Annotated in this window: 15 protein-coding genes and 1 tRNA gene; 8 read left to right on the top strand and 8 right to left on the bottom strand. The window is 58.6% G+C overall.

Going from position 1 to position 14,824, the window contains the following annotated elements; all coding sequences use genetic code 11:
- Positions 1–28: 28 nt before the first annotated feature.
- Positions 29–916, top strand: coding sequence for an NAD(P)-dependent oxidoreductase (locus tag Ga0074115_RS00950; RefSeq protein WP_057955930.1), 888 nt, complete (start codon positions 29–31; stop codon positions 914–916).
- Positions 909–2,915 (top strand): DNA helicase Rep, encoded by a 2,007-nt coding sequence (gene rep / locus Ga0074115_RS00945; RefSeq protein ID WP_057955929.1) that lies wholly within the window; start codon positions 909–911, stop codon positions 2,913–2,915. Before Ga0074115_RS00950 ends, rep begins: the two co-directional genes overlap by 8 nt.
- A gap of 95 nt (positions 2,916–3,010) precedes the next feature.
- On the opposite strand, the gene Ga0074115_RS00940 is transcribed toward rep, so the two are convergent.
- Positions 3,011–3,493 (bottom strand): c-type cytochrome, encoded by a 483-nt coding sequence (locus Ga0074115_RS00940; protein ID WP_232432839.1) that lies wholly within the window; start codon positions 3,491–3,493, stop codon positions 3,011–3,013.
- A 164-nt stretch (positions 3,494–3,657) separates the two neighbouring features.
- On the opposite strand from Ga0074115_RS00940, the gene Ga0074115_RS00935 reads away from it, so the two are divergent.
- Positions 3,658–3,734, top strand: a tRNA-Arg gene (locus Ga0074115_RS00935).
- A 39-nt stretch (positions 3,735–3,773) separates the two neighbouring features.
- Here Ga0074115_RS00935 and Ga0074115_RS00930 read toward each other — a convergent pair.
- Positions 3,774–5,885 (bottom strand): putative bifunctional diguanylate cyclase/phosphodiesterase, encoded by a 2,112-nt coding sequence (locus tag Ga0074115_RS00930; RefSeq protein ID WP_060528108.1) that lies wholly within the window; start codon positions 5,883–5,885, stop codon positions 3,774–3,776.
- A 22-nt stretch (positions 5,886–5,907) separates the two neighbouring features.
- Positions 5,908–6,558 (bottom strand): histidine phosphatase family protein, encoded by a 651-nt coding sequence (locus Ga0074115_RS00925; RefSeq protein WP_060528107.1) that lies wholly within the window; start codon positions 6,556–6,558, stop codon positions 5,908–5,910.
- Between the two features lie 260 nt (positions 6,559–6,818).
- Between Ga0074115_RS00925 and gloA2 the strand changes: the two genes are divergently transcribed.
- Positions 6,819–7,238 (top strand): SMU1112c/YaeR family gloxylase I-like metalloprotein, encoded by a 420-nt coding sequence (gene gloA2 / locus Ga0074115_RS00920; RefSeq protein ID WP_057955108.1) that lies wholly within the window; start codon positions 6,819–6,821, stop codon positions 7,236–7,238.
- A 127-nt stretch (positions 7,239–7,365) separates the two neighbouring features.
- Positions 7,366–7,755, top strand: coding sequence for a TusE/DsrC/DsvC family sulfur relay protein (locus Ga0074115_RS16085; RefSeq protein WP_006475103.1), 390 nt, complete (start codon positions 7,366–7,368; stop codon positions 7,753–7,755).
- Positions 7,756–8,089: 334 nt separating this feature from the next.
- On the opposite strand, the gene Ga0074115_RS00910 is transcribed toward Ga0074115_RS16085, so the two are convergent.
- Positions 8,090–8,956 (bottom strand): DUF4405 domain-containing protein, encoded by an 867-nt coding sequence (locus Ga0074115_RS00910; protein WP_057955107.1) that lies wholly within the window; start codon positions 8,954–8,956, stop codon positions 8,090–8,092.
- An 80-nt stretch (positions 8,957–9,036) separates the two neighbouring features.
- Here Ga0074115_RS00910 and Ga0074115_RS00905 point away from each other — a divergent pair, with 80 nt between their 5' ends.
- Entirely contained in the window at positions 9,037–9,519 is a 483-nt protein-coding gene (locus Ga0074115_RS00905) for a CreA family protein (RefSeq protein ID WP_408642700.1), read from the top strand.
- A 5-nt stretch (positions 9,520–9,524) separates the two neighbouring features.
- Positions 9,525–10,085 carry a hypothetical protein gene (locus tag Ga0074115_RS00900; RefSeq protein ID WP_057955106.1) on the top strand — a complete coding sequence of 187 codons (561 nt, stop codon included), beginning with the start codon at positions 9,525–9,527 and terminating at the stop codon, positions 10,083–10,085.
- On the opposite strand, the gene Ga0074115_RS00895 is transcribed toward Ga0074115_RS00900, so the two are convergent.
- The 3 genes from Ga0074115_RS00895 to Ga0074115_RS00885 all read right to left on the bottom strand — a co-directional run bounded on the left by Ga0074115_RS00895 (position 10,082) and on the right by Ga0074115_RS00885 (position 13,297).
- The gene (locus tag Ga0074115_RS00895; RefSeq protein ID WP_057955105.1) at positions 10,082–11,638 is read right to left on the bottom strand and encodes a GGDEF domain-containing protein; all 1,557 of its coding nucleotides are present in this window, start codon (positions 11,636–11,638) and stop codon (positions 10,082–10,084) included. The genes Ga0074115_RS00900 and Ga0074115_RS00895 overlap by 4 nt on opposite strands.
- 89 nt (positions 11,639–11,727) lie before the next feature.
- Complete coding sequence (locus Ga0074115_RS00890; protein WP_057955104.1) at positions 11,728–12,531, bottom strand: endonuclease/exonuclease/phosphatase family protein; 804 nt, start codon at positions 12,529–12,531, stop codon at positions 11,728–11,730.
- Positions 12,532–12,688: 157 nt separating this feature from the next.
- Positions 12,689–13,297, bottom strand: a complete 609-nt coding sequence (locus Ga0074115_RS00885) for a c-type cytochrome (RefSeq protein ID WP_057955103.1) — start codon at positions 13,295–13,297, stop codon at positions 12,689–12,691.
- 226 nt (positions 13,298–13,523) lie between these two features.
- On the opposite strand from Ga0074115_RS00885, the gene Ga0074115_RS00880 reads away from it, so the two are divergent.
- Positions 13,524–13,763, top strand: a complete 240-nt coding sequence (locus Ga0074115_RS00880; protein WP_057955102.1) for a hypothetical protein — start codon at positions 13,524–13,526, stop codon at positions 13,761–13,763.
- A 14-nt stretch (positions 13,764–13,777) separates the two neighbouring features.
- Here Ga0074115_RS00880 and Ga0074115_RS00875 read toward each other — a convergent pair whose 3' ends face one another.
- Positions 13,778–14,812 (bottom strand): GDP-D-glucose phosphorylase 1 family protein, encoded by a 1,035-nt coding sequence (locus Ga0074115_RS00875; RefSeq protein ID WP_060528106.1) that lies wholly within the window; start codon positions 14,810–14,812, stop codon positions 13,778–13,780.
- Positions 14,813–14,824: the final 12 nt, after the last annotated feature.

The following is a 14,824-nucleotide window of genomic DNA, read 5'->3' as shown; positions in this document are numbered from 1 at the left end:
CCGCTCCGCACACCCGAGCAGAAGCATCGTGACTGACTCCAACCTGATCAAAACCGGCGTCATCGGCCTCGGCACCATGGGCCAGGGCATGGCCGCCAACCTGCAGCGCAGCGGCGCCCTGGCCGGCGCCTGGAACCGCACCCGCAGCCGCGCCGAAGCATTTGCCGACGAACACAACTGCACACTGTTTGATGACCCGGCCAGCCTCGCTGCCGGCTGCGAACTGATCATCACCAGCGTCTCCGCCGACAACGACCTGCTGCAGGTGGTCGATCAGCTACTACCCGGCCTAGCACTGGGCAAGGTGGTGCTCGACACCTCCACCGTAAACAGCGAAACCGCCCGCGAGGCAGCCAGACGGGTTACCGGCCGCGGCGCAATGTTCCTCGACGCACCGGTCTCCGGCGGCTCCGAGGGGGCAATAAACGGCACCCTGGCGATGATGGTGGGCGGCGACGCCGAGGCAGTCGAGCGGCTGCGCCCGACCCTCACCGCCATCACCAACAGCGTCACTCACATGGGGCCAGTGGGCAGCGGTCAGGCCACCAAGGCAGTCAACCAGATCATGGTCGCCGGCATCAATCAGGCGGTTACCGAGGCCCTCGCCTTCGGCCAGCAACAGGGACTCGATATGCACAAGGTGATCGAGGTGGTCGGTGGCGGCGCCGCCGGCAACTGGTTCCTCGACCATCGCGGCAAAACCATGGTGAACAACAGCTTCGCCCCCGGCTTCAAGCTGGCCCTGCACAACAAAGATCTGGAGATCATCCGTCAGATGGCGGCGCAGTTAGGAGTTGAGCTGCCGATAGTGGAGATGACCCTGGCCGACTATCGTTCGCTGCTCGACGAGGGCCACGGCGAAGAGGACATCTCCACCCTGTTCCACCGCAAACGCGACCTCTTCAGCGATGGCTGATCTCAACCCACGACAGGCCGAGGCGGTGCGCTACATCGACGGCCCGCTACTGGTGCTGGCCGGTGCCGGCAGCGGCAAGACCCGAGTCATCACCACCAAGATCGCCTATCTGGTAGAGAAGTGCGGCATCGATGCCCGCCACATCACCGCCGTCACCTTCACCAACAAGGCGGCGCGGGAGATGAAAGCACGCGTCGCCAAGCAGCTCAGCGGCAAGCGCGGCAGGGGTCTGAGCATCTCCACCTTTCACACCCTCGGGCTGAACATCCTGCGTCGCGAGCTGAAGCGGCTCGGCTATAAAGCGGGCTTCTCGATCTTCGACGACCAGGATGGCGCCACCCTGCTGAAAGAGCTGATGAAGCGCCACGGCAGCGGTGATGACAGCATCGTCTCCAGCACTCTGTGGCGCATCTCCGAGTGGAAGAACGACCTGATCGAGCCCGAACAGGCGCTGGCCCAGGCGGAGGACGACCTGGACACCCGCAACGCCATCATCTACGCAGAGTACCAGCGCCATCTGAAGGCCTACAACGCGGTCGACTTCGACGACCTGATCCTGCTGCCGGTGCAGCTGTTCCGCGATCACCCCGAGGCACTCGAAGCTTGGCAAAACCGCATCCGCCACCTGCTGGTGGACGAATACCAGGACACCAACCTAGCGCAGTACGAGCTAGTCAAGCAACTGGTCGGGCTGCGCGCCAGCTTTACCGTGGTGGGCGACGACGACCAGTCGATCTACGCTTGGCGCGGCGCCCGCCCGGAGAATTTGGTGCGGCTACAGCAGGACTTTCCCGGCTTGCGGCTGATCAAGCTGGAGCAGAACTACCGCTCCAGCGGGCGCATTCTAAAGGCAGCCAACCAGCTGATCAGCAACAACCCCCACGTCTTCGACAAGCGTCTGTGGAGTGAACTCGGCCCTGGCGAGGAGCTGCGGGTGATCGAGTGCCGCAACGAGGAGCATGAGGCGGAGCGGGTGGTGAGCGAGATCCTCCACCACCGCTTCCAGAAGAAGACCAGCCACGGCGACTACGCCATCCTCTACCGCGGCAACCATCAGGCGCGGCTGTTCGAAAAGGCCCTGCGCATCCACAAGATCCCCTATTTCCTCAGCGGCGGCACCTCCTTCTTCTCACGCACCGAGATCAAGGACGTAATGGCCTACCTGCGGCTGCTGGCGAATCCCGACGATGACGCCGCCTTCCTGCGCGTGATCAACACCCCGCGCCGCGAGATCGGCCCCGCCACCCTGGAGAAGCTCGGCGCCTACGCCCAGCAGCGCGAGATCGGCCTGTTCAGCGCCTGTGACGAGCTGGGGTTGGGTGAACAGCTGGGCGAACGCGCCCTGAGCCGGCTGCGCAGCTTTGCCGAGTGGATCAGCGGCTTCGCCCGGCGCGCCGAGTCGGAACCACCCAAGCAGATCGCCCAAGCCCTGGTGCGCGACATCGACTACGACAGCTGGCTGCGAGAGAACGCCAGCAGCGACGCCATCGCTGAGCGGCGCATGGAGAACGTCAACGATCTGTGCGACTGGCTTGGCGCCCTGGCCAAGGATGAACAGGAGAAGAGCCTGGCCGAGATGGTCAGCCATCTGACCCTGATGGATGTGCTGGAGCGGCAGAACGAGGAGGCCGGTGACAACGACCAGGTGCACCTGATGACCCTGCACGCCGCCAAGGGGCTGGAGTTCCCCCATGTCTTCCTGGTCGGCATGGAGGAGGAGCTGCTGCCCCATCGCAGCAGCATCGAGGAAGAGAATATCGAGGAGGAGCGCCGCCTCGCCTACGTCGGCATCACCCGCGCCCAGCGCAGCCTGACCATGACCTACGCCGCCAAACGCAAACGCTACGGCGAGCTGGTCCGTTGTGAACCGAGCCGTTTTCTGCAGGAGCTGCCGGAGGAGGATCTCAGCTGGGAGGGGGGTAAGAGCAGCCTCTCACCGGAACAAAAACAGGAGCGCGGCAGCGCTCACTTAGCGAACCTGAAGGCGATGCTCTCCTAAAGCCTAACGTCCCCGTTCCAAACAGGGGACAGGGCGTCATAACGCAAAAGGCCGCGCAGCGGCGGCCTCTTGCTCAAAGAGCGATAAAGTCAGGCTTACAGAGTGCTCAACCACTCCGCAATGGTCTGCATTTCAGCATCTGAGACACCGGCAACCACGCCCTTCATAACCGCCGCCTGGCCATTGTGGCGGGCACCCGTCTTGATATCTTTCATCTGCGCGACCAGATAGGCAACACTCTGCCCCGCCAGCGTGGGGTAGACCGGCATTACGGTCTTTTTGGCATCCGCTCCATGACAGCCGGCACATCCCTTGGCCGCATAGAGTGCGGCGCCGGCAGATCCAGCAGCGGCTGGCGCTGCCGCTGTCGGCGCGGCATTAGCAGCAGGCTTCGGCGCCGCTGCTGCAGCTGGCGCAGGAGCAGCAGGAGCCGCCTGCCCCTCAACAGCCACCTTGCCTACCGGGCTGATGCGAACACGCACATCGGCACGCTCTTCGGCCCAGGCACTCGCGCACAGCGTCACGCCCAGAGCACCCGCCATCACCAACCTACCCATCTTCAAAGCAGCCCTACTCATCACTGGAAACCCCCTCGTTAAATATCGCGAACAGCCCGCTGGGCCGACCATCCATTAGAAAATCACGAGATTATACAGGTAGATGGGCAAAGATCGAATCCTCGGATAGACGCGACCTTTGCTGGGCGGTAAACTACGCCGTCTTTCGCAGACAGGATCGTCATGCGCCCGTAGCTCAGCTGGATAGAGCGCTGCCCTCCGGAGGCAGAGGCCAGGGGTTCGAATCCCTTCGGGCGCGCCATATCAAAAAAGCCATCCATCCGGGGTGGCTTTTTTCTGTTCAGGGCATGATCAGCTGCGCAAAGGCCTCGGCCGACATCGGCTGGCTGTGCAGAAACCCCTGATAAGTGTCGCAGCCCTCGGCCCGCAGCCACGCCAGCTCAGCCGACTGCTCCACACCCTCGGAGATTACCTGCAGACCCAGGCTCCTGCCTAGCACAATCATCGCCCGCACGATCGCCTGATTTTCCATGCTGCCAATTAGATCGTGAATGAAGGTACGGTCGACCTTCAGGGTGTCGACCGGAAACTGTTTCAGATAGCTGAGAGAGGAGTAGCCGGTACCAAAGTCGTCGATGGCGATCTGCACCCCCAGCGCCTTGATGCTCTCCAGGTGTTCAATCAGTATCTCAAGGTTCTCGGCACAGCTGTTCTCGGTCACTTCCAGTTCAATCAGACCGGGATCGAGTCCGAACTGCCCCAGCAGTTCACCTAACTCACTGGCAAACTGCACATCAGCCAGCTGATGGTTGCTGATGTTGATGGAGAGACGCACCGGCTTCAGGCCGTCTATCTGCCATTGAGACACCTGTTGCAGTGCCTGCCGCACCAGCCATCGACCGAGCGGCAGGATCAACCCGCTCTCCTCCGCCAGAGAGATAAATTGCTCTGGAAGCATCAAACCCAACTCCGGATGCTGCCAACGCAGCAACGCCTCTACACCGACAATCTCCCCACTCTCAACATCCACCTGTGGCTGATAGAGGAGCAGGAACTGCTCCTGCTCCACCGCTTGACGCATGGCCCGTTCCAGTTCGAATGATGCCTCCAACACCTCGGTCAGCATTGGCGTGTAGAAGGCATAGCCATTGCGCCCTTTGGCCTTGGCCTGGTACATCGCAGCATCCGCATTGCGCACTAAGGTGGTGACATCCTCGCCATCCTCCGGGTAGAGGCTGATACCAATGCTGACGCCGATATGCATCTGCAGCGAGTCGAGACTGCGCTCCCTGCCGATCACAGCGAGTAGCTTTTCGGCCACGTTGATCACATGGTCACGCCCATGCACCCCCTCAAGGATTACCACAAACTCATCCCCACCCAGGCGCGCAATGGTATCCTCTTCGCGCAACGCCTCGAGCAGATCCTTCGCTACCAGCGCCAGCAAGCGATCCCCCATCGGGTGGCCGAAGGCGTCATTGATCTGCTTGAATCGGTCCAGATCGAGAAACAGCAGCGCCAGACCGATCTTGCTACGGTTGGCGCGATTCAGCGCATGGTTGAGTCGATCATGAAATAGCAGGCGGTTGGGCAAACCGGTCAGTGTATCGTGCTGGGCAAGCTGCTGGTAACGCTCCTGGGAGTCCGCCAGCTTGATCAGTGAATCGCGGAATACAATTAGTGCCTGTCCCATCGTCTTCAGCTCACGGGAAGCCATCACCGAGGCGGGAACCTGCACCCCGGTGTTGCCCTTGGCCAACTCCACCATCGCCTTGATCATGCGCTGCACATCAGCCGACATGAGCCGCGCCAACAGTAGTCCGGAAACGATCATGCCGGCCACTGTGATGATCAGCAGCATGGAGTAGTTGATCAGTTGCTGCTTGGAGTGCTCCCACTGCTTGCCGATCTCCCGCTTAATATCCTCCTGAAAAATCCGCTGTAGCTCCTGAAACAACTGATTGATCGCCAGATAGTGGCGAGCCACCCCCCTGATGTGAAAGCCGGCCATCTCCAGATTGACCGTACCCATCTCCACCGCCGTGATCACGTCGTTGCGATAGACGCCAAAGGCATCCAACAGGACCCGGTACTTCTCCTGTTCCAGATCGTCCAGCGGGTAGTCAGAGGGCAACGAATTCAGTTCCTCTTCGATCTCATTCAGCTCATCCAACAGGGGTGTACCCCGCTCATAGACTCCCTCTTCATCAAGCTCCTGACCGGCTGCACCCATCACCTTCAGCAACCTCACATAATTGTTGCTGACACGGCTCGAGAGCTGGCTCACCCTGTTCAGGATCGGCAGATCCTCACCGTTCAGGTGCTCAAACAGTACCTCCTGCTCAAAAATGGCATTCAGGAAGATCAGCGCCAGCCCGAGCATCAGCAGCAACCCAATCAAGGGTGCCACCAGAAACTTGCTGCGCAGTGGAAGGCGAGAGAGGAGACGCATGGATCAGGTCCGGTCTGGCATTTTATTCAGGCCAGTCATCGGGATTGATCTGCCCAAGAAACTGATAAGACTGCCCTTGTTGAGGGCGGAACACCATCACCACCCCCTCTAGCATAGGCCATAGCCCAGTCGCCTCCTTCAGATTGGCGGTGTGGGAGACCAGCACCCGGTTGCTCCCCGAGCGCGGAGCTTGGCCCAGCTGCCGGCGCAGGATCTCGCTCATCTGTGCCTTTTCGCTCTGCCGCATCCCGATCGCAAAGTGCAACGCCTGCATCACATGGTGATCGCCAAATGCCAGCTGGGCAGTATCCCTGCACCGGCAGTAGGGGCTGCTAAACACCTCATCGATGCGGATCCCCAGTGCGCGAATCGCCTGACCAATCCACTCCGCCTGCTGACGCCCCTCGGCAGAGAGATTCCGCTGCATGCGGCAATCCTGCAACATCGCCCGATTGCGGCTCTGGTCGAGCTGGCTGTGGTCAGTCGCTGCATGCCGCATGTAGAGGACCATGCCGCCCTCGCGCAGCGCTGCGATCAACTCGGCAGGCGTGAGTAGACTCTCCGCTTCCACTGCACCCAACGACCAGTTCCATCCCAACAACACCAGCAGCAGGAATATCGTCAGTAGTGTTATCGTTTTACGCCTGAGCGTCTCGATCAATGGCAAGTCCATGTTTCCTCCACACCCCACAATGTGCCGATATTGCAACTTATAGGTTGTTTTTTCATCTCTGACGAGCACCGGCAAGGCGGAGGAAGAAGCACCCCGCAGATTCACACATGCAGCGCCGCCCACGCCGGTAAGCGAGCGTGATCTTTCCACCGGCAGAGTCCAACTAAAATAGTTCATAGGATCAGGAGGCTGTGCCAGGCACTGACAGCGAACGGCCCTGCCGAGTAGACTGCTGCAGATCCAGACTGGCAGGAAGCATTATGAAGATAAAAGGCATTCACCATATCGCCATCATCTGCTCGGACTATGCACGATCCAAAACCTTCTATACCGAGACGCTGGGGCTGTCGGTGATCGACGAGCACTACCGGGCGGCGCGTGATTCCTACAAGCTCGACCTGCGCGCACCGGACGGCGTGCAGGTCGAGCTATTCTCCTTTCCCGACGCGCCTCTTCGACCAAGTTATCCGGAGGCGCGGGGGCTCAGGCATCTCGCCTTTGCAGTGGAACAGATCGGCGACGCCATCGCGAGCCTGCAGGCCCGGGGGGTTCGGGTCGAGCCACTGCGGGTCGATGAGTATACCGGCCGGCGATTCTGTTTCTTTAGCGATCCGGACGGGCTGCCTATCGAGCTCTATGAGTCGCCGTCAGGCTCCGATCAGGACGCCAGCGCCCTTTGATTGTCGCCGAGCCTCACCTATCCAGGACCTGCAGACCCGAGCACCAGCCAAAATCCCTGCTATTTTTGTTGGTATAACAAAGACAAATCGCACACAGTTTGATCTGACACCTTGTTGGAGGTGTGAAATGCGTTTGGAGGAAATGGAGCGGCAGCAAGCCTTATCCGGGCTCCGCAACCCCTCGGTGCTGACCATCGACGGCCATGTCATCGCAACCGACAAAGACGGTTATCTGCTCGACCACAACGACTGGTCACCACTCATCGCAGAGACCCTCGCGCAACGTGATGGTGTCACCTTGGAAGAGGATCACTGGATCCTCATCGATTTTCTGCACCGTTTTTATGCAGAGTTCGAGATTGCACCGGAGATGCCGGTGCTCGCGCGCAATCTCTGCAAAGACAAAAACGACTGTCGCTGGAGCAAAAAATATATCAACGGGCTCTTTCCAGAGGGCGCTAGATCGGTCTGTCGCTATGCAGGACTGCCAATGCCGGTGGGAAGGGGTTGTTTCTGATAGCAGCAGCGCAGATTAGGGAGCCTCTGATTAAGTCTGGACGAACTAAATTGTGATTCAGAATTTTCAGATTCAAGACGCAAATCGCACGTAATAGCTGGCTATTGCGAAGATTTGCAACGCAGAAGCTGGATATTCTGGGCACAAGATACGAGTTTATGACTTGATCAGAGGCCCCTTATCGACAGACATACCGAACCCCGTCAATTAGAGTGACGAGATCCAGCGCCATCCCCTGACGGGAACGAAACCGTCTGCCACCCTGAACAATAATCAATCCCGATAGGCCAGGCCAATCGTTAAGGCGAGTCGGAAAGCTTGCCGCCCCATCATCTCATTCACTCTTGAGGATAATCTTGACCAAACCAACCGGGGAATTGCCATGATGTCCGGCAAGTTCCCGTAGGCTCATCTGCAGACTGGTATCTATACCCTGCTCGGCAAGACGTTGAATGGCAACAGTGGTCTCAACACCAACCTCCTGACAAACCTCAGCCAGCGATTTTCGTCCCAGACCAGTGCCAGCAAAGTGCGCTTCAAGCTCTTCAGGCGACAAATCCCCTAGCTGCAATTTTTCTGGCCTCTCCATATGTGGCCGGATCACTGCGTAAACTGCCATTGGCGTAGTGTTATTGGCCAGAGCGATCTTCTCCAGCGACTGCTGCGTCCCCTCAAAGCGGATACCGGCTTTCTGTAATGCCTGCATCGCCACCGGCAGATCGATCCGCATACGCTTCGAGATGCCGCCCAGGGAGACCTCTTCCGCATGACCGAAGGGCGGCTCCATCTCCGGTGACTTGACCCAGGCCGCTTTCAGCCAATCATTGAGATCAAATACCCAATTGACCGGCGGCAGCGCATAGATCGACATCATAATGATCACCAACGAGAGCAGCAGCGAACCAACCAGTTCCCGTTTGATCTGCAGATGCCCTTTCACCCGGTCAGCCAGGTACTTTTTGAAGGGCTTCCAGTTGAAATAGAGGTGGTAGATCCCTGTGGCGATAAAGAGACCACCAAAGACCATATGCAGATCCCCCCACTGCTCCTTGCCCAGCCCCAGAAATGACCAGTGGATCCAATAGGCGATACGCCCCTGGGGCACCACATAGAGCACAATCCCGGTCACCGTCAGAATGGCAAATGCCCAAGTTACGACAAAGGCAATGAATGCCCGACTGGACTGCTTATTCTTCAGCATGCCGACTCCCCCCCCCTTGAACAACTGAAGCTATGCCCTCATCGTATAAGGCCATCGTAAGCTAACAAACCCAACAGATGATGAAATTGATAAAATACGCGGCATTAACCGGCTTGATGGTGTTGGCAGCTAGCACACAGGCAGAGACCATCGCCAAGGTCAGCACCAAGTTCCGTATGCTCGGACCCAACGACAAGATAGTGATCGAGGCCTTCGATGACCCAGGAGTGGCCGGAGTGACCTGTTATCTGAGCCGCGCCAAAACCGGCGGCATGAGCGGCGCTGTGGGCCTGGCAGAGGATACTTCTGATGCCTCCATCGCCTGCCGCCAGACCGGGCCGGTGCAGCTTGCTGAGGATATCTACAACGGCCAGCGTGATGGAGAGGAGGTGTTCAAGAAACGCACCTCGATCCTCTTCAAAACGATGCAGGTAGTGCGCTTCTACGACGCCAGCCGCAACACCCTGATCTACCTCACCTACAGCGATAAGCTGGTGGATGGTTCGCCGAAAAACAGCATCACCGCCGTGCCACTCTATCGCCCAACACCGGTAAAAAAGTAACTCAGATGGCGATGCACACCGGGCGATTGGTTCTGACCCCGCAAGACCCGTTTTTCGCCCTGCCAACTCTCGACGGCATAACAGGGCACCTGCGACAGATCGACTTCTGTGGCGAACGACTGGATCAGCGGCGCTTCCTGCTGGGCGAACGATTCTTGCAACTGATCAGCTTCATGGGCTGCTCACCCCATATCGAGCTGGAGCCCACCGATGACGACCGCTCTTTCTGTCATCTGCAGATCCTGCCGATGGACCAACCAATCTTCCTGCAGGGCCGCAACACCAACCCTCCTCGCTGTGGCAAATGCCGGCGGCGCATCCAGGGATGGGAGAGAATAATGGAAGAGTGGCAGGAGCAACCTCAAGACTACCAGGCGACCTGCCCCCACTGCGCTCACAGCCAAAATCCTGCTCACTACCAGTGGCGCCAAACGGCGGGCTCAGGCCAGCTGTTTCTCTATGTGGAGAACATCTTCCCGCAGGAGGCACAGCCCTCAACCCGTCTGCTCAACACACTGGCTGAGGCGAGCGGCGCACCCTGGCACTACTTCTTTATTCAGGATTAAGTGCCGAAACCAGAATCAGCAACTACGCAGCGATTTTTGCCGGCGCGTTTTGCCTCATACAGCGCCTTATCCGCCCTCGCAAAAACAGCCTCCGGCGAGTCGCCTTTGATAAAGCCACTGATGCCACAGGAGATGGTGACTGTCACCGAGCGGCTACCGGAGTGGAAACCACTCTTCTCCACCGCCAGACGCATCTCCTCGGCCACCCCTAGCGCCTGCGTCTCATCGCTGCCACACAGCAGGCTGACAAACTCCTCGCCGCCATAGCGGGCGATGAAATCGGTTTCGCGCAGCCGTTTTTTCAAATTCTGCGCGATGATGTGCAGTGTTTTGTCACCCGCCTGGTGGCCAAAACGGTCATTGATCAACTTGAAGTCATCCACATCCCAGACCATCAGGGCCAATGGCGCATCGAATCGATTGAAGCGTGCCGCCTCCTGTGCCAGCCGTTCCTCGTAGGCGAGCCGATTCGGCAGTTCGGTAACCGTATCGAGCAGGGCGAGATGGTGCGCCTCGACCATGCGAAAATGGAGATCCTCCGACTCCTGCTCAAGCTCCCGCATCCGCTCCCGCAACATACGTTCGCGCTCTTCAGAGGAGGAGAAGCGCTGCTCCTCCTCCTCGAGGAAGGTGTCGATGGTCTGCTGAATACCCGACAGGTGGGACTCCAGCTCACGCTTCAGATACCCCAGATCAGTTGCCTTGGCGATCGATGCCTGCAGGCCACTGACCTGGGCATTCACCTCGACATTCAGATTCCTCCCGCTGCTGATCACCTCTTCACGGATCGCATGAGCCTCGCGGAAGTGGGTCTCCAGATCGTGCAGCCGCCGGGTCAGGTTCGCCAGAAACTCCTCTGCCTCATGGATCTCAACCTGGGCGTCGCTATAGGATGTGGAAGTGAGATCAAGCAGCTCCCTGAGTACACTGATCCACTCATCCTCTGCCGAATCATCATTGAGCCGCGCCTGAAAGCGAGAGATCTCTGTACTCCAGTGCCCAGGCCAGCTGCCGGCAGCAAGCAGTTCCCGCAACAGGTGGTTTGGCAGCTCGCCAGGAGGCGACTCACTGCTACGCTTGCTCTTGATCAGCCGGTCAAAAAAGCTCTTCTGCTTCCCATCGCCACCAATCGCGTGGCTCAGCAGCAGGGCAAGACGGTCCAACTCCTGCTCCCCGGCCGCCTGGGGATCAGTCTGCAACTGACCGAAGAGCTTTTCCGCCTCGCTGGCATCCGCTTCGGAGAGGCTCAAACGAGAGGTGAGTTTATGCCAGACAACAGCAGGCGGTGCCTCATCCGGCGAACCAAGACGCATCAAGGTATCTGAAAGCTCATTCAGTTCCTTGGGCAAGTCGGGGTTGACGCCATTACGCAGCGACTCGCGGATCGATTTAAGGTATGGATCCAGATTTGGATCGAGGCCGGAGCAGGCCAGGCACAGCCGAACGATAGTTCGAGTCAACAGCGACTCTGCCTCGAGGCGTCTATCTGACTCCTGCTCGGTTTTCTTGAGCAGATCCTCGTAGGCCTTTTTCAAATCCTTATCAACGTCCATCTTATTCTTCTATGAAAAGAGTTCCCAAGCTTTATAGCATTCTGCTGAAGGTTATCCAGCCCCTGCCGGAAAAGCAAAAAATGGTGCCGTCAGGCGGCTCGCGCCAGATCCACATTATCAGGCAGTTCGATCTCCAGCATGATCGGCAGATGATCGGAATGGGTGTAGTGAAGCACCTCGGTCCTGGCGACACGCAGGCTGGGGGACGCCAGGATATGGTCGAGCTTGCGCTTGGGACGCCAGCTCGGAAAGGTGTGCAGGTTGCAGGAGGATCCCTGCAGACCGGTGGATTCCATCAGGTAGGTAAATTCGCGGGAGCCACAACCGCAGTTGAAGTCCCCCATCAACACCAGATGAGAATAGTGAGAGATGACCTCGCTCACATAAGCGAGCTGACGCATCCGCGCGCGCTTGCCCAGCGCCAGATGGAGAATGCAAATGGCCAGGGGCTGCTCACTGGTCTGAAACTCGATCAGCAATGCGCCCCGTCCCGGCAGCCCCGGCAGCTGGTGCTCGGCAATCGCCGAAGGCATCAGGCGACTGAGCACTCCGTTACTGTGCTGAGCTAGTTTACCGATGCGCCGATTGACCTGTTTGTGCCAGTAGGGAAAGTCGGCCTGACTGGCAAGGTATTCAGTCTGATCGATAAAGCCGCTACGAAGGCTGCCCGAATCGACCTCCTGCAGGCCGACCAGGTCGAAATCCTTGATGATCCCGGCGATGCAATCCAGATTATTCTGCCGTTCCTGATGGGGCAGGATGTGTTTCCAACTCTTGGTCACATACTCGCGGTAGCTGCTGGTATCTACCCCAGCCTGAATATTGTAGCTGAGGAGCCGGAGACGATCTTTACCGCCCTGCTCCTTGCCAAACTGATCTGCCTGATGTCGCATTAGCGCAACCCTGTTTCCCTGCCAGAATATTGGCATTGTGTACCTGCAGCGATATTACGGCAACTATTCAGCATCCCTTGAGCTCTCTCCCACAGATTTCCACCATCAAAAAAGGCGGCCCAAAGCCGCCTTTCTGATGCAAGACCTGAGTCACTAACTAGCGGGACAGGCCCTGCACATACTGAGCAACTGCTGCAATCTCTTCATCAGTCATGCGATTGGCCACCCCCTGCATCATTTTGCCGGTATCGTTGGTGCGTCCACCCGAACGGAAATCCTTGAGGGCCTTCTCCACATAGGGCGCATGCTGGCCGGCCAGGGAAGGAAAGTTGGCTTGCGGATTGCCTGAACCCGACGGACCGTGACAGGCCATGCAGGCCGAAACGCCGGTGGCTGCGTTGCCGGCGCGGTAGATCTTCTCACCCAATGCGACCTTGTCCGCCGCCGCAGTACCCGCGTTGCGTTTCTGTGAGGAGAAATAGGCCGCCAAGTTAGGAATATCCTGCTCTTGGATAAGAGCCGCCTGGGCGGTCATCACAGGATCTTTGCGGGCCCCGGATTTGAAGTCGGCAATCTGCCGCTCAATGTACTTCGCATGCTGCCCCGCCAACTTCGGCCACTGCGGATTGAGGCTGTTGCCATCGGGACCATGGCAGGCCGCACAGGTTGCCGATTTAGTCTGACCTGCGGCTGCGTCACCGGCCGCCTGAGCTCCACCTGCTGCAACAGCGAGTGCGATGGAAGCAGTTACTAGCCATTTGTTCATGTTCGATCCTGCTATGTTCTTGCCTGGATTGTTCACTGTCTAACAGGTGCCAACCGTCTGCGACAGCACGCCGCACCCTCATCCGGTTCTACCTGATAACCCCAAAAAAGCTGCGGAACTATACCAGAACCCTCTAATACAGGTCAAAATGACTCAGCCGCGCCTCCCGCACACTTGTTAATTACCTGATCAGGCAGTAATTTGAACGGAAAATCCTGGAAAGAGCATGCAGCACCCACCACTTGACAGCCGAATCAGCAAAACCTGCTACGCCATCGTATTCACTCCCAGCCGCCGGCGCAGTCGCTTCCCGGAAAACTGTGTTGAAATAAAGGAGAGCGCGAAGGCGGCATTGGAAGCTGCAGCACCTGAGCAACACCGCCACCCCGCGCACGTGATCGGCCCATCCCGCTCGTCCGAGGGTGTCCGGCTCTACTACCTGATCGACTGGCTGGACGGTAGCTGACCCCACGCCCACGCTCACCCCAGGCGCAACCGCTTCATCTCGTTGAGCACCGTCTCCACCTCGAGCGTTTCAAAGTCAACCTGATTAAAGGTCGTGATAGCACCGACGATCTCGGACCAGCCAAATCCTGCAGTCCAGGGGGAATGCTGGTAGCTGCCCTGTTTTCTACGCGCCACCGCATACATGCATCCAGGCTGGTAGAGCAGATTGTAGCTAGTCTCCTCCAGATGCTGCTGATTCAGCCATTCCCAGGCCTGCTCGGGGCAGCTGAACAGCTGACACTCCAGCGGATAGGGTTCTGGCCCACCATTATGTGCCCAGCGGGGATCAGCTATGGGCATCGCCGTCTGCTGCAGAAACATCTGGAAATGCAGGTGGTTGACCGAGGCATAGGCGCCATAGCTATTGTAACCGAAGCCGACGCCGGATAGCGTCTCGGCCAGCGCCTCGGTCAGTCGCCAGATGTAGATATGATAAGGGTGGGAGAGAAATTGCGGTTCACGATCAAGCCGCTCAGGCACCAGCAGACCGTGCATCGGCACAAACGGAAACTTATTGTAGAGCAGCTCCACTTCCAGGCCATGCAGAGACCCAGCCCAAAACACCTCGCGCCGCAGGAAAGGTTTATTGAAGTGAAACCCCGCGGGATTGAACGACTTGTGGATGCCACTGACCTGCTCAGTCGCCATCCGTGCCGGACGGAACGAACGCAGATGGTTGAACTGCAGCGCCCAAGGGCCTTCACGACGGAAGCGGTTGAGCTGCACCCCATCGAAACCGATAGCCATCAGCTTGAGGAAGACCAACTGGTCGTCCGGTGCTCCATTGATCTCCCGGCCATTACCCAGCGCCTCCCGGCACTCCGCAGCCAGGGTCTCAAAGCGCTGCCGTAGCGGCGCCTCCAGGGTAGTTAAGATCGCCTCATCGAAGACTGCATTGGCGTGGGCCAGAATATAGGCGCCCAGACCAGGCTGCTGCAGCACGCCGCGCAGCCCTTCGACAAACGCTCCGGAGAAGTGATCGAAAGAGGAAAAAGGGGATTCTGGCATGCTCGCTCCGAC

Origin of the sequence: endosymbiont of Ridgeia piscesae, assembly GCF_001443665.1 — a bacterium.
GTDB lineage: Bacteria > Pseudomonadota > Gammaproteobacteria > Chromatiales > Chromatiaceae > Endoriftia > Endoriftia persephonae.
Note: the sequence above shows the minus strand (reverse complement) of the source record. Positions and strands in the feature narration are given on the sequence as shown.